Raw genomic sequence first — 19,604 nt, 5'->3', positions numbered from 1 at the left:
ACCTGAGTCTCAGAGGAGAAACCCATGCGGGGAGCATCATGACGACGTCCACCGCGGCGGCCACCACGCCCCGCCCCAGCCTGCGCGACCAGCTCGGTCGCTCGGAGCAGGCCTATTTCGTTCTCGGCATCACCGCCGTGCTGTGCGTCGCCGGTGCCGCGACGACGCCGGGATTCCTCACCGCCGGGAACTTCGCCAGCCTGTTGCGGTTGTCGGCGGCCTTCGGGATTCTGGCCGTCGGCGTCGCCCTCGTCATTCTGGGCAAAGGCATCGATCTGTCCATCGCCGGTGTCGCGCTCGGCTGCGCGCAGGCGACGCTCGCCCTGATCTCGAGTGGGATGCCAGAGTGGCAGGCGATCGCGATCGCCGCGGCGGTCGCACTGATCGTCGGGCTCGTCAACGGCGTGCTCGTGGCCTATGTCGAAGTGCCGTCGCTGTTCGTCACCCTGGCCACCGGTCTGCTCGTCATCGGTGGGGTGGACATGCTGCTGCTCGACAGCAACTACTACGCCCTGCCCGGCGGGTCATGGATCGCGGAGCTCAGCAATGGTTCGGTCCTCGGTGTGCCGCGACCGATCATCATCGCCGCCGCCGTCTTCGTACTGGCCTGGCTCTTCGTCACCTACACCTCGGCAGGCCGTTTGATCCGGGCGATGGGCGACAACTTCGCCACCGCCCGCGCCACCGGTGCCCCCGTCCGGCCGTTGCAGATGCTCACCTACGTGATCTCCGCTCTGCTCGCCCTGCTCGCCGGGTACCTGACGGTGTCGATCCAGGGCAGCGTGCAGACCACCGCCACCTCGTTCGACCCGCTGCTGTTCACCGCACTCACCGCGACTGTCATCGGTGGCATCTCGCTGGCCGGTGGCCGCGGCTCGATCCTCGGGGTGCTCGCCGGTTCGCTGTTCATCGGTGTGCTCAACAACCTGCTCGTGCTGCACGGCCTCACGTCCGCGGTGCAGGACCTGATCCGTGGCGGTGTGCTCATCGCGGCCATCGCGCTGGACTCGTGGCTGCATCCGCGCGACGAGGAAACCGCCAAGAGCGGCGAACTGTAATGCCCTCGCCCCGAAACCTTTCGCTCACAAGGAGTCTTCAACGATGAAGAAGAAGTTGATCGCCCTCGCTCTCGCCTCGGTCTCGGCCGTCGTGCTCGCAGGTTGTTCCACCGGTGGTCGCACCTCGGCCACCGGACCCGCGGGAGGTGAGGGTCAGACGTTCGGTGAGAACGTGCAGCTGTTCGACGCGACGCAGAAGGTGCACGAGTCGATGCAGGGCAAGAAGGTCGCCTTCGTGCCGATTCTCTACAAGGGCTACAACCTGACGATGAACTGGGGCGCGTCGATGGAGCGCGCCTTCGGCAACCTCGGCGCCGACTTCCAGGTCTACGACCCCAACTTCGACACCGACAAGATGACCAGGATCATCAGCGACCTGATCGCCCGCAAGGCCGCCGACGTGCTGATCTTGCACAACCCCGACGTCGGTGTCCTGTCCAAGCAGATCGAGGACGCTCAGCGCGCGGGGATCTACACAGTGGTGGTCAACATGATCTCGAGCCGCCTCGGCGACGCCTACATCGGTGTCGACAACCTCGCCGCCGCCGAGGACATCGCCCAGCGGGCGGTGCAGGACTGCGAAAAGCGTGGCGCTCCCCATCGATTGGCGATTATCGACGGTCCGGGCAATGACGCGGCCTCACTGCTGTGGTCCAAAGGGGTGCACAACGTGCTCGACCCCGCCGGTTTCGAGGTGGTGACCACCGCACACACCCAGTGGCAGAACTCGCTCGCGCAGCAGGCCGCCGAGTCGATCATCCAGCAGCAGAAGAACAACTTCTGCGGGTTCCTGGTCACCTACGACCTCAACTCCGTCGCCGTCGGTGACGCCGTGCAAAGTGCGGTCTCGCGCGGTGTGATCCACGCCGATGCCCTCGGCACCTACACGATGGCTGCCGACACCGTGTGGTGCGACGCGCTGCGCGCGGGCAAGGTGACCGCCTCGGCCTCCTACGATGTCCAAGGCGTCGGCACCGCCGCGGTGGTCACCACCCAGCAGCTCGTCCAGACCGGCGCACCAGCGGGTAGCAGCCACACCGTCGCGTTCGTGCCGCACACCATCGTGGACCGCGCGAACGTCGACAACACCACCATCGCCTGCTACAAGGGGCAGTGAGCGGCGATGAAACTACAGTCACGCTCGCGGGGAATCGACGCCTTCCCCCTGACCGGCGGGAAGTGGCGTGACCGGCTCGCGCCGGCCAGGACACTGTCGGACCTGTTCGAGAAACGCTGGATGGAGGGCGCGGTACCACTCGCCCTCGCCCTGTTGCTCAGCCTGTTGTTCGTCTCCTTCACCCCGGTCGGACCGGCCGACACCCCGATCATCCTGGACGAGGTGTCGGAGAAGGGGCTGCTGGCCATCGGGCTGACCGTGGTGCTGGTCTGTGGTGGCATCGACCTGTCGATCGGTTCGATGGTCGGCCTGACAGCGATCGGCGCGATGGTCGCCTCCCGCGCCTGGGACTGGCCGATGGCGATCGTCGCACCGGGCGCCGTGGTCTTCGGTGCGCTGCTCGGCAGTGTGAACGGCTACTTCATCGCCTACCGCAGGATGCGGCCGTTCATCACCACATTGGTCACCCTGGTCGCTTTCGGTGGTGCGGCCGCCGCGTTGCAGTCGGCGTTCAGTTTCGAGCTGAGTATGCCGAAACCCGATATCGTCTGGGACTTCCTCGGCGAGGGCAGCATCGCGCTGATCCCGACGGGCTGGTTCTTCTTCGGGTGCGTGCTGATAACCGTGCATGTCGGCCTCACCCGGTCGCGGTGGGGCTGGTGGGTCGCGGCAGTCGGCAGCGATCGGCGTTCGGCGCGGCGCAACGGCATCCCCGTCGACCGGGTCACCTTCTTCGTCTACGTCCTCTCGGGTGCGCTGGCCGGGTTGGCCGCCCTGTTCACCTCGGCCAGGGTCGGGCGTACCGACCCGGACGTGGGCCAGGGCTGGGAGATCATCGCCCTTACCGCCGTGGTGCTCGGTGGTGTCAGCCTCGCGGGCGGCCGGGGATCGGTGCTGCGGGCCACCGTCGGCATCATCGTCGTGCAGGTGATCCAGCAGGCCACCGTGGCGCTGCGACTCGAAGGTTCGTACTACACGGTCATTCTCGCCACCGCACTGCTCGTGTTCGCGGTGCTCGACCTGCAATGGGGCAAGTATCGGCAGCGTACCGCCGACAAGCTCAAGATCGATCCGGGCCGGATCATTCTCGGCCCGCTCATCGATGTCACCGAGTCGGGCACGGTGTGGACAATCAACAACAGAACGACCGACGCGCCCCCGATCGGCCTCGGCAAGATCGAAGGCGCCGAGGACTGCGCGGTCGACCCCGAGGGCAACGTCTACTGCGGCGACCGTCGCGGCTGGGTGTGGCGCTTCCGTGCCGACAACCCGGACGAGGGTGAGATCTTCGCTCGCACAGGAGGTTTTCCGCTCGGCCACGGGTGGGATCGGGACGGGCAGCTGCTCGTCGCCGTCGGCGGCATGGGCATCTACCGGATCTCCCCGGACGGTGAATCCGAGCCGATCGCGACGAAGGTCAGGCGCAGTCGTTTCTCCCTGCTCGACGATTCCGGCCTGCGTGCCGTCGACGACCTAGACGTCGCACCGGACGGTTCGATCTACGTGTCGGACTTCTCGACGCGAACCAACGCCGCCGAATACCTGGTGGAGCTGGTGGAATCGCGGGCCAACGGGCGCGTGGTCCGCATCGATCCCGACGGCGGCACCGAGGTGGTCGTCTCGAACAGTGTGTTCCCCAACGGCATCTGTACCTCGCACGACGGCCAGTCGATCCTCATCGCCAGCACCGGCCTGTGCCGGGTGGATCGGCTCTGGATCGCCGGACCCAAGCAGGGGCAGCTGGAACCGGTGCTGGAGAACCTGCCCGGTAACCCCGACAACCTCAACCGCTCCTCCGACGGCAACTACTGGCTACCGTTCGTGTCGATGCGCACGCCGATGTCGGACCTGCTCAACCGCTACCCGGCGGTGCGCAGGCGGATGACCAAGGAGATGCCGCTGGACAGCTGGGTGGTGCCGCAACTCAACGTCTCGTGCGTGATGAAGTTCAACGATCGCGGCGAAGTCCTTCAGGTGCTGTGGGATTCGTCGCTGGCGAACTACCCGATGGTGACCGCGGTGAAGGAACGGGCCGGTCAGCTCTATCTGTGCGGTGTCAGCAACAACCGCATCGGTCGACTCACGCTCGACCCGAGCGAGGTCGGAACGATCGACCCGGCCGCCGTTCCCGGGCTGATCGTGCCCGGTCGATCGATGGTGGAGGTGCAGCGATGAACCGCAGGATCAGCGCCATGAAGGAATGGTTGAACCCCGACTGGGCCCGGCACCGCGCGGTGCCGCCGTTCGAGGCGGGGCTGCGGCCCAATCGCCGGCTCGACGAGGGCATGCCCCTGTTGCCCGATGCCGAGTTCGAACCCGACGACGTGCTCATCCGCGACAACGGTGAGGTCGTCTTCTCCAGCGGCGACAGCATTTTCACGCTGACCGACGGCGTCGTCACGCACGTGGTGACGCTCGGCGGGCAGGTCGGGAGTCTGTTGGTCGCCGAGGACCGGCTTGTCGCCGCCGTCGAGGGCGTCGGCCTCGTCACGGTCGACGCGAGCGGAGTGGCCGCCGACCTGTGCACCGATGCCGAGCTGGCCGCGTGCGTCACCGATCTGGCGCTGCTGCCCGACGGTGTCGTGCTGGCAACCATCGGCTCCCGTGAGGTACCGGACTGGTCCGCCGCGCTGGTCGCCGATAATCGGAGCGGGCGCATCGTGCGCGTCGACGGCTCGCGCGCCGAGGTGGTCGCCGAAGGTCTCGGCTGGCCGAGCGGCATCGAAAACGTCTGCGACGGTGAGGTTCTGGTGTCGCTGGGTTTCGACCATCGCATCGAACGGCGCGGCGTGGCCGCCCTGGGTAAGCCCGGGACCGCGGTGCGGCCGAACCTGCCGGTGTACCCCGGCCGGATCGCCGCCACCACGGACGGCTGGTGGGTCGCCGCGCCCTATGCGCGCAACCGCTTCACCGAATTGCTGCTCGACGAACCCGAATTGCTGCGCGAAATGACCGCGACGATTCCTCAGGACCAGTGGTTCGTCCCCCGCCTGCGGTGCCCGGATCCCTACACCGACACCCTGCAACTGGGGCAGTTGCGTGTACACGGCGTGATCAAACCGTGGGCGCCCGCGCGGTCGTACGGCCTGGCTTTCCGGATCGATCAGCGGGGACGCATCGCCGAAAGTGTGCATTCGCGTGCGGACAGCGACCGCCACGGGGTCACCGGCGTGGCGTCACGTGACGGCCGAATCGTGGTGGCCGCGCGCGGCTTCCGCAACCTGCTCGAGCCGCAGACAGACAACGAAAGGTGAGCACAGTGAGCGACACCGCCGTCGCGGCCGAGCCGGTGATCCGGCTCAGCCGGATCAGCAAGCACTACAACGGAACATACGCGCTGCGCGATGTCGACTTCGAGGTCGCTCCGGGCGAGATCCACGCCCTGCTCGGCGAGAACGGCGCGGGAAAATCCACCCTCGTGAAGGTGATCTCGGGGGCGATCGAACACGACGCGGGCACCCTGCTCGTCACCGGCCGCATGCGCAACTTCAGTACCCCCAAGGAATCGGCCGAGGCCGGGGTCGCGATGGTGTACCAGGAAGGATCCCTCGTCGAGTCGATGACCGTGGCGCAGAACCTGTTCCTCGGTGACGAGAAGGCCTTCAACAATCTCTCCCAGCTCAACGTGGTGGCGCGAGAACTGCTGGAGTCACACAACTTCCACATCCGGCCCGAGGTGCCCGCGGGGGCGCTCGGTATCGCCCAGAAGCAGATGGTGGAGATCGCCCGCGCCGTGCACCGCGACGCCAAGGTCGTCATCCTCGACGAACCGACCGCCTCGGTGACACCGGAGGAACGGCTGCAACTGTTTCTGTCGATGCGCAGGCTCAAAAGGCAGGGCATCGGGGTCGTTTTCATCACCCACATGCTCGACGAGGCGCTGGAAGAGGCCGACCGCATCACCGTGCTGCGCGACGGCGAGGTGCAGGGCACGCTGGACAAACCGGCCTTCGATCGTGCCGAGGTGGTGCGAATGATGGTGGGGCGCAGCGTGGAATATCAACGGGTACCGCCGAATCGGGAGCCCGACCCGGCCCCGGTGCTCGAGGTCGAGGACCTCACACTGCTTCCAGCCGTGCGCAACATGTCGTTCTCCGCGCACGCGGGGGAGATCGTCGGCATCTACGGCCTTGTCGGTGCCGGGCGCAGCGAGACCGCGATGATCGTCGCCGGGGTGACCAAGCGCCGGCGTCTGCGTGGCGGCGCCGTCCGACTCGACGGCCGCAAGGTGCGTTTCCGGACACCGCGCCACGCCCGCCGCGCGGGCCTGGTCTACATCACCGAGGACCGTAAGGCCTCGGGCTTCTTCGGCCACTTCTCGATCGCCGACAACATCTATTTCGGGCATTTGTGCAGTGCGCCACGCCTGCCGTTGCTGGTGCGGCCGGGGGAGCGCAAGACCGTGGCTCAACGCTTCGTCGAGCGTTTCCATGTGCGCACGCTGCGACCCGACCGGGCCAGACTCGAAGAGCTCAGCGGCGGCAACCAGCAGAAGGTGGTGCTGGCCAAAGGGCTGACCCGCCAGCCTCTGGTCGCGATCATCGACGAGCCGACCCGCGGTGTGGACCTCGGCACGATCACCGAAATCCACGCGATGATCCGCGCCCTGGCCGACGACGGTGTCGCGGTAATCGTGATCTCGTCCTACCTGCCGGAGATCCGGGCGCTCTCGGACCGGATCCTGGTCGCCAAGCAGGGCAGCATCGTGGCCGAGTTCGATCCGGCCGAGGCCGACGACGCACGACTGATGTTCGCGGCGGTGCACTGAGGGGGAAGGATCCTTCCCAGGAACAGAGTCGTCCTGCCAGGGGCTTTCCGGATGTCGAAGACTGATGTCATCCGGAAAGAACCCCGACGAGCCGAGGACATCATCGTGCAGCACATCGACTTCCCGAACGCCACAGTCACCATGGCGGGCGATCTGTACCTACCCGAGAACTTCTCCGCCGACCGGTACTACCCGGCGATCGTGTGTGTTCATCCCGGCGGCGGCGTGAAGGAGCAGACCGCGGGTCTGTATGCGGAGAAGCTGGCCGCCGAGGGCTTTGTCACCCTTGCCTTCGACGCCTCCCACCAGGGCGAGAGCGGCGGTATTCCGCGCCGTCTGGAAGACCCCTTCGCCCGGGTCGAGGACGTCCGCGCCGCGGTCGACTATGTGTCGACCCTCGACTTCGTCGATGCCGACCGGATCGGTGCGTTCGGTGTGTGCGCCGGCGGCGGTTACGCGATCGACGCCACCAAGACCGACCGCCGGATCAAGGCCGTCGGCACCGTGAGCCCGGTCGACATCGGCGCCACCTTCCGTCGCGGCTGGGACGGCTCGCTGCCGCTCGACGCGCAGATCGCCACGCTCGACGCCGTCGCGGGTCAGCGCGCGATCGAAGCCGCGGGCGGGGAGATCGCCGAGATCACCTACGTGCCCGAGATCCTCGACGACACCACCCACGCCGACATGGTCGAAGCGCACGAGTACTACCGCACCCCGCGCGCGCAGCATCCGAATTCCGACAACCGGATGCTGTTCACCGCCAGCGTCACCCGGATCTTCGACTACGACGCCTTCGCGAGCGCCGAGTTCTTGACCCAGCCGGTGCTCCTGGTCGCCGGGTCGGCCGCCGGTTCGTTGTGGCAGGCGGAGGCCCTGCACAAGCGGCTGCCGGAGAACACCGACCTGGTGCTGGTCGAAGGAGCGGGCCACGTGGGTCCCTACGACCGCCCCGAGTACGTCGACCAAGCCCTGGCCGCCCTGGCCCCCTTCTTCACGGCCAATCTCTGATTCCTAGGTAGTGCCACCCTTCGAAGATGTGATATGAAATATATTATCGACCGATGTGACGGGCATCTCGTCCGTCCGACTCGAAGGATGACATCCATGACCGGCGAGCATCTAGTCAGAACCGCCCGACGTGTGATCGCGGGCCTCGACGCCGACGGCAAATCGACCATAGCCGTCGACGAGAGCACCGCTACACGCATCGCCCTGCCCGCGTTCACGGTGAACGACGTGTGGCGAGTCGACGGGTTGCCCGCCGCCATGGCCGACGGCGACACGCTCGGCTCCGAGGTGGAGCTGGATCCGCCCGCCGCGGGCGTGGTGGTGCGCCTGGCGACCTTCCCGCCCGACAGCGAGATCGATCCGGCTGTGTACGCGGAATCGATCGGCAATCTGCACGGTGAGGACGCCAAGGCAGAGGACGGCGCGATCGTCGGCCTGCACGCCACCGAGACCGTCGACATCGCCACCATCATCGACGGCGAGATCTACGCGATCTACGAGACGGGGGAGACCCTGCTGCGTGCGGGCGACACTGTGGTCAACCGCGGGATCAAGCATGCCTGGAGCAACCGGACCGACAAGCCGGTGACCATGGTCGCGGTCATGCTGCCCGGTAAGCGCTGAAGGCTGAACATTCTGGTACGCAAGGCCTGGGAACCGTCGACGGTTCCCAGGCCTTTGTTGTGATTGCGCGCCGGGCTGTCGGAGCAAAATGTATTCAGGATCATATATTGTGCTATATCGTGATCTACGTCGCTCGGCATTGTCGCCGTGGTGGAACGTTGAAGGAGTACGAAATGGATGGTCCGGCCCCGCGCAAACGAAGTGGGCTCGTCGTGGTCGTGCTCTGCTTTCTGACGATCGTGGCTGATGGCTATGACCTCATCGTCTACGGAGCTACCGTGCCCAGCCTGCTGGACGAGCCGGGATGGGGGATGTCGGCGAGCACCGCGGGCTTGATCGGCAGCTGGACACTGGTCGGCCTGATGGTCGGGTTCCTGCTCGCGGGTCCGCTTGCCGACCGCATCGGACGCCGCAAGGTGATGATGGCGGGTGTCGTCTGGTTCTCCGCCGGGTGCGCGATCTGTGCCGTCACCACGTCGCCCGAATTCCTCGGTGCCGCACGGTTCTTCACCGGCATCGGCCTCGGCGGCGTCGTCCCGTCAGCGGTCGCCCTCACCATGGAATTCGCGCCGCGTAACCGCAGGCAGATCTACAACGGCATGATGCTCACCGGGTACTCCTTCGGTGGCATCGTCGCCGCGCTGGTCGCCATCGCCCTGCTGCCCGACCACAGCTGGCGCATGCTCTACGCGGTCGGCACGCTGTGTGTGATCGTGGTCCCGGTCATGTACTTCTGGTTACCGGAATCGGTGAACTCGCTGGTGGCCCGCGGCAAGGACGCCGAGGCCGCCGAACTCGCCCTTGCGTACGGCCTCGACATCGACGCGGTGCGTGCCGAGCAGCGGATCCAGGTCGACGCTTCCGCGAGCGCCGACAGCAAGAGCGGGCTGCGCATGCTCCTCACCCGCCGTTACCTGCCGTCGTTGCTACTGTTCGTTCTGGTCTGTGTCTGCGCCCAGGTAATCACCTATGGCCTGAACACGTGGTTGCCGGTACTGATGCGCGAGGCGGGTTACCCACTGGGCTCCTCGCTGCAATTCCTGCTGGTCCTGCAGGTCGGCGCCATCGTCGGCATGATCGGCGGGTCCATGCTCGCCGACCGGTACGGGTCCCGGCGGATCCTGGTCGTGTTCTTCCTCATCGGCGCGGTATCGCTGCTGGCTCTGAGCCGCAAGCTCGATACCGCGGTGCTGATGGTCGCGGTAGCGGGTGCCGGGCTCGGGTCCATCGGCAGCAGCTCGCTCGCCTACGGCTACGTCGCCGCCAGGTACCCCGCCTCGTGCCGGGGATCGGCCGTCGGCGCCAGCATGGGTCTCGGACGCGTCGGTTCCATCCTCGGGCCATCCATCGGTGGCTGGGTCGTCGGCTCCTCGCTGGGCAGCCACTGGAACTTCTACGCCTTCGCGATTCCGGCGGTGATCGCCGCCGCCATCGTGATCCTGATGCCCGCCTCGACGGTCGACGACGAGGTCGCCGAAGTGCGAGCCCCCGACCCTGATCCGGGTGGTATCGCCGAGCCGGCTCGTTGATCGTTCCAGGTCGGCACGGCGTCGGCGGGCAGGCGGGTCAGGCCGAGAAGGGTGCGTTGCCGCATCAACGGTGCGAGAGTGCGTTCGGCCTCGTCTCGGCGCCCGCCCCGCCGGCGCGGCACCGAGCAACAACCCGGCGCGCGGCCTGGCCATCGGTCGACGGTCCACTGCGGCGCTCGCGACGAGGAGTTCGGCGGCGGAAGTCCACACCGCCGCCGTCGGCCGACAGCCCCCTGCTCTTCGTGAGCAGGTCTGCGGCTGCGTCGAGATCGCCCGATCTCCTCGGCGTCTTCGAAGCCCGGCGCGGCCGGCTCCGCCGGGATTCCCGAAGCGGAACTGCGCTGTGTCGACTGGATTGTCGGCCAACTCGGCTCGATTCGGCACTGCTCCGGTAGCGGTGCACGGGTACGCTCATCTCGACCGAGGATAACTCCGTCGATGCGGGTGTTCGACCAGCGTCACAGGCGTTTCGGCCGGTAGTGCACCCAGCGGTACCTGGCTCGCTCGCGCGGTGTCATCCCGCCCCAGATGCCGTACGGCTCGTTGGCGGCGACAGCGTGATCCCGGCAGTGGGTCAGCACTGGGCAGCCCGCGCAGACCTTCTTGGCGGCCAGCATCTTTCGTGATTCCTGAGCCGTGTCGTAAAAGTCGTTGACGTCGTAGGCGCGGCAGGTGGCATGCATCTGCCAGGCCCAGGCCTCCGCGCGCGGCGCGGGCAGCTGCAATGGCTTCTCTCGGGCCGGCCTCATACCGGTTCGCCAGCGGTGACGCTGAGCGCGCGCCGGTGAGCCGCCGCGGCAAGCTCACGTTCGCGCCCGCTGTCGGGTCCGCCGAGACCGGCCAGATGGTCGTGCAACCCGGCCTTCGCCGCGTACCAGGCGGCGAGCGCTTGCGCGTCCGCCCCGGGGGCGGGGCGGGTCGGACACAATGCGGTCATTTCGATCAGCACGTTCATGATCGGTCCTTCGAACGGGATCAGTCGTAGAAGACGACGCCCCGCAGGTTCCGGCCGCCATTCATGTCGGCGAAGCCCTGCGTGATGTCATCGAGGGAGTAGCGGGTGGTGATGAGTTCGTCGAGTTTCAGCGAGCCCTGCTGATACATCGCCAGCTGCGCCGGGATGTCGGCGGTGGGGGAGCTCGCGCCGAACAAGGAACCCTGTAGGCGCTTCTGGTAGAGCGTGAGCTCGTGCAGGTTGATGTCGCCCGCGCCCACGGTGGCGTCGCCGAGCCCGACGGCGACACAGGTGCCCGCCTTACGCACCGCGCTCAGGGCTTGGCCGACTTGGCGACCGGTGGTGATGCCGACGGTCACGATCGAGGAGTCCGCGCCTTGGCCGTTGGTCATCGAGCGGGCGAGTTCGGCCGCCTCCTCGATGTCGGCGACGGCATGGGTGGCGCCCAGCTTCAGCGCGGAGTCCCGCTTGAAGGGCACGGGGTCGACGGCGATCACCGCGGCGGCGCCCGCGTGTGCGGCACCTTGGACCGCGTTGATCCCGATACCACCGATGCCCATGACGATCACGACGTGCCCGGGTTTCACCTCGGCCGAGTTCACCGCCGCACCCCACCCGGTGCCGACACCGCAGCCGGTGAGGCAGGCGATGTCGAGCGGGATCGACGGATCGATCTTGATCGCCGAGACCGCGGAGACAGTGGTGTATTCGCAGAAGGTGCCGAGCCCGGCGAGCTGACCGACCGGTGCGCCGTCGAGCGAGAGCCGATAGGAGGTGGGGTCGTCGAAACGCGCACCCGTGGCCAGGAACGCGCCGAGGTCACACAGGTTCTGGTGGCCGTGCGCGCACCACCGGCAGCGGCCGCACACCGGCAGGAAGGAGAACACGACGTGGTCGCCTTCGACGAAGCCCTTGGTGCCCGGGCCGACCGCTTCGACGACACCGGCGCCCTCGTGTCCACCCGCGAGGGGCAGGATGCCAGGCGTCTGCGTGCCGACAGCGAAATGGTCATCGGAGTGACACAACCCTGCCGCGGCCATCTTGACCCGGATCTCACCGGGGCGGGGGTCTTCGATGTCGAGTTCGACGATCTCGTAGGCGCCGGGTGTCTGTCGCAGCACCGCGCCGCGGGTCAGCACGAGGTGGCCTTGTCGTCGGTCTTCGCCCAGCGGGTCATCGCTGCACTCCTTCCATGCTTTGATTCAGCATAATATATTTTGAGACCCTCGTCACGCGATCGGCCGAAAGCTCTGCACATCGACGGCGCGGTGCGCGTCGCCGAGCGCGCACAGGGTCGCGGTGCCGAAGACGCCGATGCGGTCGAAGGCGACCGCGGTGCCGACCGAGATGCCCGCTTGCTCGATCCGGTCGGTGGTGGCGAAACCCACCGCCGGCCCTACCGGCAGGCGGCCCAGTGCCAACGAGACGTCGGCATTGATGAATTCGAGCCCGTTGCTGCCGAGATTGACCGCCACATTCACCACGTCGGCGATGCCCGCGGCCAATTGGAACGGTGTCGCCTGCTCACCCGCGACTACGGGGATCTGCTCGTGCCAGATCATTTTGCGAGCGTCGTTGGTGGACTGTGCCGCATCGCCCCAGCCGGTCTTCTCGGTGAAGTAGAGCCGGTGCTGGGCTTCGACCAGCGCGGCGCCGAGTGGAGGCGGCTCCGGCCGAGTACCTCCCGACCAGACCGTACCCGGCGGGCTCTGGCTCGGCGCCAGCCACAGTGCCGATGCTCGGGCGACGGGCCTGCCGTCCTGTTCGAGCACGCTGTCGATCAAGCACAACCGCGTGCCCTCCCGGACGACGGCCGCCGAGGTGGTGCACGGGCGCAGCCGGGCGGGCCGGAACAGGTCGACGGTCCACCGCACCGGCACCAGGTCGGTGCGTCCGATGGTGTGGATCTGCTGCTCGGTGGCGCGTGCCAGTGCCGAACTCACCGCGAGGCCGCGCATGTGCTGCTCGCCCCACCCGCTCGCGGCTTCGGCCTGTGGGATCAACTCCATCCCTTGCGGGCCGCCCTGTGCGCGGAAGAGTGCTGCGGTCATCGGTGCGCCTCCGAGTACGTCAAGGCCAAGATATTAAGTATATTACTGTCGAAGTCGAACAGTAGACCTCCCGATACCCTTCTGATCCCCGCGGGGCCTCGGGCCACGGCGTAGGTCACCGCCGCGCATGTCACATCCATGCGCCACAACCCTCCGGTGACGTCGTTTCCATGGGGCGGTGCTGCGCGATTGTGCTTCGGGGCCGCATAATGCGTAAGTGCCGAACGACAAAGACCCACTGGACGCCGATTCCTCGCCGCGGGAGTTACCCCGCCGGGTGAATTCGCAGCGTCAGCAGTTGTCCGAAGACGTCGCGAGCTACGTGCGGGAACTGATCATCTCGGGCCGGGTGCGCTCCGGTGAGTTCCTGCGCACCGAACCGATCGCCGAAGCGGTGGGCGTGAGTAACACGCCGGTGCGTGAAGGCCTTCTGCTGCTCAGCGGTGAAGGTTTCGTCGAACTGGTCCCGCGGCGCGGGTTCATGGTGTCGGCGTTCAGCAGGCAGGATGTGCGCGATCTGTTCTGGGCGCAGGCCACGCTGGCCGGTGAATTGGCTTCGCGCGCAGCGAAATCCATCTCGCCGCGCCAGCTCGCCCACTTGGCCGACGTGGTTGCCCAGCACGAACAGGCGGTCGCCGAGGGAGCCGATCTCGACCGCATCGTCGCGCTGGGGCACGAATTCCATCGCACCGTGAACCTGGCCGCGGATTCCCGCCGTCTCGCGCTGCTGTTGCGCTCGATCGTCAAGCAGTTGCCCAACCGGTTCTACGGCAATATCGAGGGCCATGCCAACGAGTCCCTCGACTTTCATCCGGCCATTCTCGAGGCACTGCGGAAACGTCGCGCGAAGACGGCGAGCAGTCTGATGCGCGATCACATCATGTCCGGCGCCGACGAACTGATCGCCATGCTGGAGAAGCAGGGCATGTGGTCGACGCAGGAGAAGTCCACCGCCTAGGCCGCAGTGTCCAAAAGTTGGACACTCGGTCAACCGGTTCGCGCGCAGCATGGGTGGCGCAGGACAGCACTGCAGCAAACCGGACAGGAAGGCACCGTTCAACGATGAGCAGCACCCCGGATCAGGCCACCAGAGACCTCGCGGACAACTGGGTCAAGGCCCTTACGAATATCGATCTCTTCAACGAGATCAGCACCGAGGACTGCCTCGTGTGGCACAGTGCCGACGACAAGTGGGTGACGGTCGCCGACGCGGTCGCCGCCGTGTACGAGCGTTCGGGTGACGGCCCGATTCCCACCTTCGTTCCGGTCGGGGTGACCTTCACCGAGAAGGGCTTCTTCAACGAGGCGACCACCGAGATCGAGATCGCCGGTCAGCGGACGAAGCTGCATCTGGTGCAAATCGTCGAGGTTCGCGACGGCAAGGCGGCACGGGTCCGTGAGTACATCGGTCCGGAGATGGGCGTCCAGCCCTGATCCCGAACGAGGGTTCTCCGCGGTAGGGGCCCGGTGCCGTGACCGAGATGGTCACGGCACCGGGCCCTTTCGGCCGTCTAGGGGGTGATGGCCGCGACGGGTCCGTCGGACATGACCACGCCGGTGTCGACCGACGGTCGCCCGGAGGGCGCGAGGCTACCGTCGACGCCGATCGTGTAGGTGTGCACCCGTGTCGTCACCTCGGCGGTGAGGACATCGATCAAGTACAGCGTCTTGCCGTCGGGATGCAGGGCGACCTGACCCGGCAGCGTGGCCGCGGGCGCCGCGTACGGTGACCCGGGCAGTTCGACCAGCCCCCCGTCCGCGTGCAGGTCGAAGCCGGCGATCGACTGGCCCATGGCATCGGGGACGTACAGGCGGGTGCCGTCGGCGGTTACCACCGCGCCGTGCGGAACTCCGTGGGTCGGGTAGGGCGAGCCGGGTGTGGGCGTCAGTTGCCCGTTCTCACCGATCGCGAACCCGGACAGATCGAAGCCGAACTCGTTGCTCACGTAGAGGTATCGCCCGTCCGGGCTGAACCCCGGCGCCACCGGGCCGAGTTTCACCGTGGTGGCGCCGAGCGGAGTCATCGTGCCGTCCGGTGCAATGGCGTAATTGGACATGGTGTTTCCGAGGTAGGTGACCACCCGGAGGAACCGCCCGCTCGGGTCGACAGCCGCCATACCGACGGCGCTGAACCCGTCCACCGGAACCGTCGGCGCTCCCGTGGGGATGAGCGCGCCCGAGGGCGTCACCGTGAACGACTCGACGTGGCCCGGCGCTCCACCGACCACTGCGAACAGCTGGGTGCCGTCGGGGCTGAGCGTGGCGGCGGTCGGCGGGCCGCCGACGGTGATGTCCGCGCCGGGGACCGGATGCAGCGTCCCGCGGTCGTCCAGGCGGTACCCGGAGACGCCGAAGTCGCCGGCGTGCGGAACGTAGACGGTGCGGCCGTCCGGGGCCACTACCAGCGAGAGAACGCCGAACCCGGTCGGGAACGGGCTGTTCGGGACGCTCGACAATGTCCCGTCCTCGGCCACCCGCAGGACGCTGATGCCCATCGACGCGGTGCCCGCGACCATCAGGAACCGGGCGTTCGCGGCCGAAGCCGGGGCGGGTGCTGTGCTCCAGCCGACGACGTTGAGCAGCATGGCGATGAAAGCCACCGCGGCGCAACGGAGTAGTCGACTTCGCGCGCGGGATCGGGAGGGTACGGAGAAGGAAGTCATCGGTGATCTCCTCGATGAGATTCGGAGTCCGCGATCGGCAGGAGGCGGATCGCGCGACAAGCCGGAACGATCACATTTTGTATACGATCTGGCAACCTTCGTTGTGTGCCGTGACAACCGGGCGGGCATGCCGTTGCGCTATTTCAAATCCACTTTCCGAAGTGAGATTGCACACTATATTGTGCATAATTCCGGGCAGGCGACGTGGCCTGCCCGATACCCGGAGGTATCGCATCCTGATGCTCAGGAACGCATTCACACCGCGACGTGTCGCCGCAGGCGTGGCCGCCGCGCTCGCGCTGTCGCTGTCCCCGGCTCTCGCGCATTCGGCCCCCGCCGGCGCCGCGCCACGCTATCTGCTGGTCACCGGCACCGGTTCTTCGAACATCAGCGTCCTGCGCGTCGATGACAACGGCGCGCTCACCGAGGTGCCCGGCGCGCCGTTCGCCAGCGACACCGGCTCGCTGACTCTCGAGATCAGCCCGGACGGCCGCCGGGTCTACACCGGGCACGTGGTCTCGGGCTCGATCATCGGTTACGACCTCGGCGCCGACGGTTCGCTGCACGAGATCGCGGGCAGCCGAATGGATTTCGCCGCGCCCGTGATCGGCGTGACGATCACCCCGGACGGTTCCCGTTTGTTCGCGACCGTCGGCTCGCTGACCACCGAGGTCCGTTCCTTCGACATCACCGCCTCCGGCGTTCTCGTCCCGACCGGCGCGCCCGCCACCCCGGTACCCGGAATGAGCGGTTTGAGCCTGCCGCAGGTGACTCCCGACGGGCGAAACTTGATCGTGAGCACGTTCATCGGCGCCACCGTGACCAGCTATGCGATCAATGCCGACGCTTCGCTGACCCAGGTCGGACCTACCCTCGCGACGGGCGAGCGCCCCGCGTTGCCCGCCATCACCCCGAACGGTCGCTACCTCTACATCAGCAACGAAGGCAACGCCACCCTGTCCGGTTACGTGATCGCACCGGACGGAAGCCTGTCGAACGCGCCGGGCTCGCCGTACCCCACCGGTGACACCCCGCATGGTTCGGCGATCACCGCGGACGGCAAGCGTATGTATGTGCCCGCCTCGAGCGGCGGCCAGGTCGACGGTTTCCGTATCGGCGCCGGCGGGGCGCTCTCGCCGCTGCCCGGTTCACCCTACCCCGCGCCGGGCGGTACGGTCCCCGGCCGCGTGGTGCTCAGCCCCGACGAGGACGAGCTCTGGGTCATCGACTCCCTCACCGTGAACGGCACGGCCAGGGTGCACACCTACAACGTCGCCGCCGACGGCAGCGTCGTCCCGTCGGGTCTGCCCGCCGTCGACACCGGCGTGATCTTCCACGACGGCCCGTCCGCCCACCTGACCCCCGCACGATGACCCATCGCGGTGGGCCGCCCGGCCCACCGCGACGTCCACGCCTGTCCACCCGGAGGAGAACCGCTGTGCCGTCGGCCGAAGCAGAGCCGAGCGTCGAGGACACCCGTTCCGGCAGCTCACGTCGCCCGTTGCGTGCCCGTTTCGGTACGAGCGTGCGGACTCGCGTGCTGGCGATCGCCCTGATCCCGAGCCTGGTGCTGCTGGCGACGGGGGCGGTCGCGGTCACGCTGGTCGGGCTCCGGGCGCAGTCGGTCAAGGAGTGGTCCGATTACCGGGGCACGGTGATCGACCCGCTGCTGCGGTTCGTGACGTCGATCCAGTCGGAACGACTCGCCAGCGTCACCGCGCAGGATCACTCGCCCGGGGCGGACGCGGAACTGCGCACCAGCCGCGATGACACCGACCGCGCGATCGCCGAGACCGCCCGGATCGCCTCGGCGGCACAGGGGATGGATCAGAACACCGGTGCGGAATCCATCCAGGCGCTCTCGGATCTTGTCGGACGGATGCAGGTGATCCGGGAATCGGTCGACAGCAGGAAGGCGACCACGGGCGACGTCGACCAATATTTCAGCGACCTCATCGCCGCCATGCTCGGTGCGGGTCAGGACTCCGCACGGTTGAAGTCGTCCGACACCACGACAATGGACGCCGAGATGACCGCGATCGACCTGCTGCGCGCAGCCGAAAGCCACTCGCGGGTGGTGAGTCTCGTGGCCGCGGGCACGGCGGCGGCCGACGGCCTGTCGCCGCGTGAGCGGCGCGTTCTCGCGCAGCATATCGGCGTCTACCGTAAACAATTCGACCTCGTCGACACCCGCTTGTCGACGGACGTGCGCACCAGCGTTCGGTCGCTGACCGGTGGCGCCGACTGGCGTGTCGGCACCGCCGGCGAGGACGAGATGGCCGAGCGGGGCGAGCTGACGATGCCGGTGCAGCATTGGCTGGCCGCCGAACGCGCGGTCGACACCCGCCTGATCGCGGTGATCCGCGATCAGTTCCGGGTGACGGTCGACGCGACGAGCGCGGCGGCCGACCGCTTGATCAACCAGCTGCTGATCGTCTCCGCCGTCATGCTCATCGTCACGATCCTCGCGGTGTCGGGTTCGCTGGTGTTGGCGAACCGGCTGCTGCGTCGCCTGCGCACCCTGCGCTCGGCCAGCCTCGAGCTCGCCAACGACCGGCTCCCCGACCTCATCCGCCGCATCCACAACGGCGAACAGGTCGACGCGGAGGCCGAAACGGCCCTGGTCGACAGTGGTCGTGACGAGATCGGTCAGGTGGCCGCGGCATTCGCCGTCGCTCAGCGCACCGCGATCGAGACCGCGGTGGGCGAGGCGAGCACCCGCAACGGTTTCAACAAGGTGTTCCTCGACATCGCGTTCCGCAGTCAGGCCCTGGTGCGTAGGCAGCTCGACGTACTCGATGTCGCCGAGGCCCGCCAGGACGACCCGGAGGACCTGGAGCTGTTGTTCCAGCTCGACCACCTGGCGACTCGCGCGCGCCGCAACTCCGAGAACCTGCTCATCCTCGGCGGTCGCGCACCGGGACGGCGCTGGCGAAACCCGGTGGCGCTGGAGGAGATCGTGCGCAGCGCGGTGTCCGAGACCGAGGGGTACGCACGGGTGAGCGCGATCCGGTTGCCGGCGCTGAGCGTGCTGGGTGCGGCGGTCGCCGACCTCATCCACCTGCTGGCCGAGCTGATCGACAACGCGACGGCGTTCTCTCCGCCGGACGCGCCGGTGGCGGTGCACGGCAACTCGGTCGGCAGGGGAGTGGTGGTCGAGGTCGACGACCAGGGACTCGGTATCTCCTTCGAGGAACGGGAACGCCTGAACGCGATGCTGGCCGAGCCGCCGCGATTCCACGAGATGGCCCTGGCAGGACATCGTCGTCTCGGGCTGTTCGTGGTGAGCAGACTGTCAGCGCGCCATGGCATTTCGGTGACCTTGCAGGAATCGCCGTACGGCGGTGTGCGCGCGATCGTGCTGGTGCCGTGGGCCGTGCTCGAGGCCGGGGACGACAACCCGACGGCCGCGGTCGAACCCGTGCGAACCCGCGACGCCGTGCACCGGGTTCCCGCCGCCACCGCGCTGCCCGGCGCGCGGCGGCCCGACCAGGTTCCGGCGCCGGCCTTACCGGACCGGGTCGGCCGGGCCGACCCGGTCCGGCACAACGGGTACCACGCGGCGAGCCCGGAGCCTCCGGCCAGGCTCAACGGGCACCCGGTCGCCGAGGTGGACCGCAGGCCCGCCCTCCCCATACGTGAACGGCTCGCGCACCTGTCGCCCCAACTCGGCACCGATGTGGGAGACGCGGATCCGCACACGGTGCCGCCTGGGTCGACTGCGCGCGTCCGAGCACCCGAGACGGTGCGCACGGCGATGAGTTCGCTGCAGAACGGCACGCGCCGGGCCCGCGTCCGACCACCCCATTCCCATCCGTAGAACGGTCAGAA

Annotated in this window: 17 protein-coding genes; 12 read left to right on the top strand and 5 right to left on the bottom strand. The window is 67.6% G+C overall.

All coding sequences use genetic code 11. From position 1 onward, the window contains the following. Positions 1-38: 38 nt before the first annotated feature. From ACZ6DL_RS18320 to ACZ6DL_RS18285, 8 genes are all read left to right on the top strand, one after another. Entirely contained in the window at positions 39-1,058 is a 1,020-nt protein-coding gene (locus ACZ6DL_RS18320; protein WP_466052478.1) for an ABC transporter permease, read from the top strand. Between the two features lie 43 nt (positions 1,059-1,101). Then, the gene (locus tag ACZ6DL_RS18315; RefSeq protein ID WP_466052476.1) at positions 1,102-2,175 is read left to right on the top strand and encodes a sugar ABC transporter substrate-binding protein; all 1,074 of its coding nucleotides are present in this window, start codon (positions 1,102-1,104) and stop codon (positions 2,173-2,175) included. A gap of 6 nt (positions 2,176-2,181) precedes the next feature. Next, a complete protein-coding gene (locus ACZ6DL_RS18310; RefSeq protein ID WP_466052474.1) occupies positions 2,182-4,350 on the top strand; it encodes an ABC transporter permease in 2,169 nt (722 codons plus the stop codon). Next, positions 4,347-5,429, top strand: coding sequence for a hypothetical protein (locus ACZ6DL_RS18305; RefSeq protein ID WP_466052473.1), 1,083 nt, complete (start codon positions 4,347-4,349; stop codon positions 5,427-5,429). Before ACZ6DL_RS18310 ends, ACZ6DL_RS18305 begins: the two co-directional genes overlap by 4 nt. Before the next feature lie 5 nt (positions 5,430-5,434). Further along, positions 5,435-6,943: a sugar ABC transporter ATP-binding protein gene (locus ACZ6DL_RS18300; RefSeq protein WP_466052472.1), complete on the top strand. Its 1,509-nt coding sequence runs from the start codon at positions 5,435-5,437 to the stop codon at positions 6,941-6,943. A 51-nt stretch (positions 6,944-6,994) separates the two neighbouring features. Continuing rightward, positions 6,995-7,951 (top strand): alpha/beta hydrolase, encoded by a 957-nt coding sequence (locus ACZ6DL_RS18295; protein WP_466052470.1) that lies wholly within the window; start codon positions 6,995-6,997, stop codon positions 7,949-7,951. Positions 7,952-8,047: 96 nt separating this feature from the next. After that, positions 8,048-8,575, top strand: coding sequence for a cupin domain-containing protein (locus ACZ6DL_RS18290; protein ID WP_466052469.1), 528 nt, complete (start codon positions 8,048-8,050; stop codon positions 8,573-8,575). A gap of 173 nt (positions 8,576-8,748) precedes the next feature. Further along, the gene (locus ACZ6DL_RS18285) at positions 8,749-10,104 is read left to right on the top strand and encodes an MFS transporter (protein WP_466052467.1); all 1,356 of its coding nucleotides are present in this window, start codon (positions 8,749-8,751) and stop codon (positions 10,102-10,104) included. A gap of 458 nt (positions 10,105-10,562) precedes the next feature. Here ACZ6DL_RS18285 and ACZ6DL_RS18280 read toward each other — a convergent pair whose 3' ends face one another. The 4 genes from ACZ6DL_RS18280 to ACZ6DL_RS18265 form a co-directional block, all read right to left on the bottom strand. Continuing rightward, the gene (locus ACZ6DL_RS18280) at positions 10,563-10,853 is read right to left on the bottom strand and encodes a WhiB family transcriptional regulator (RefSeq protein WP_195152310.1); all 291 of its coding nucleotides are present in this window, start codon (positions 10,851-10,853) and stop codon (positions 10,563-10,565) included. Continuing rightward, the gene (locus ACZ6DL_RS18275) at positions 10,850-11,059 is read right to left on the bottom strand and encodes a hypothetical protein (protein WP_466052466.1); all 210 of its coding nucleotides are present in this window, start codon (positions 11,057-11,059) and stop codon (positions 10,850-10,852) included. The genes ACZ6DL_RS18280 and ACZ6DL_RS18275 overlap by 4 nt, the downstream gene beginning before the upstream one ends. 20 nt (positions 11,060-11,079) lie before the next feature. Beyond that, positions 11,080-12,198: an NDMA-dependent alcohol dehydrogenase gene (locus ACZ6DL_RS18270; protein WP_466052465.1), complete on the bottom strand. Its 1,119-nt coding sequence runs from the start codon at positions 12,196-12,198 to the stop codon at positions 11,080-11,082. 90 nt (positions 12,199-12,288) lie between these two features. Next, entirely contained in the window at positions 12,289-13,110 is an 822-nt protein-coding gene (locus tag ACZ6DL_RS18265) for an acyl-CoA thioesterase domain-containing protein (RefSeq protein WP_466052463.1), read from the bottom strand. A 238-nt stretch (positions 13,111-13,348) separates the two neighbouring features. Here ACZ6DL_RS18265 and ACZ6DL_RS18260 point away from each other — a divergent pair, with 238 nt between their 5' ends. Beyond that, positions 13,349-14,068: a GntR family transcriptional regulator gene (locus ACZ6DL_RS18260; protein ID WP_195152440.1), complete on the top strand. Its 720-nt coding sequence runs from the start codon at positions 13,349-13,351 to the stop codon at positions 14,066-14,068. A gap of 104 nt (positions 14,069-14,172) precedes the next feature. Continuing rightward, a complete protein-coding gene (locus ACZ6DL_RS18255) occupies positions 14,173-14,544 on the top strand; it encodes a hypothetical protein (RefSeq protein WP_357959402.1) in 372 nt (123 codons plus the stop codon). 77 nt (positions 14,545-14,621) lie between these two features. Here the strand turns inward: ACZ6DL_RS18255 and ACZ6DL_RS18250 are convergent, their stop codons facing one another. Then, positions 14,622-15,773 carry a lactonase family protein gene (locus ACZ6DL_RS18250; protein ID WP_466052462.1) on the bottom strand — a complete coding sequence of 384 codons (1,152 nt, stop codon included), beginning with the start codon at positions 15,771-15,773 and terminating at the stop codon, positions 14,622-14,624. Positions 15,774-16,012: 239 nt separating this feature from the next. Between ACZ6DL_RS18250 and ACZ6DL_RS18245 the strand changes: the two genes are divergently transcribed. Together ACZ6DL_RS18245 and ACZ6DL_RS18240 are read left to right on the top strand one after the other, a co-directional pair. Further along, complete coding sequence (locus ACZ6DL_RS18245; protein ID WP_466052461.1) at positions 16,013-17,146, top strand: lactonase family protein; 1,134 nt, start codon at positions 16,013-16,015, stop codon at positions 17,144-17,146. Positions 17,147-17,211: 65 nt separating this feature from the next. Then, positions 17,212-19,593, top strand: a complete 2,382-nt coding sequence (locus tag ACZ6DL_RS18240; RefSeq protein ID WP_466052459.1) for a sensor histidine kinase — start codon at positions 17,212-17,214, stop codon at positions 19,591-19,593. The last annotated feature ends 11 nt before the right edge of the window (positions 19,594-19,604 follow it).

It is taken from the genome of Nocardia sp. NPDC041819, from assembly GCF_055590505.1.
Note: the sequence above shows the minus strand (reverse complement) of the source record. Positions and strands in the feature narration are given on the sequence as shown.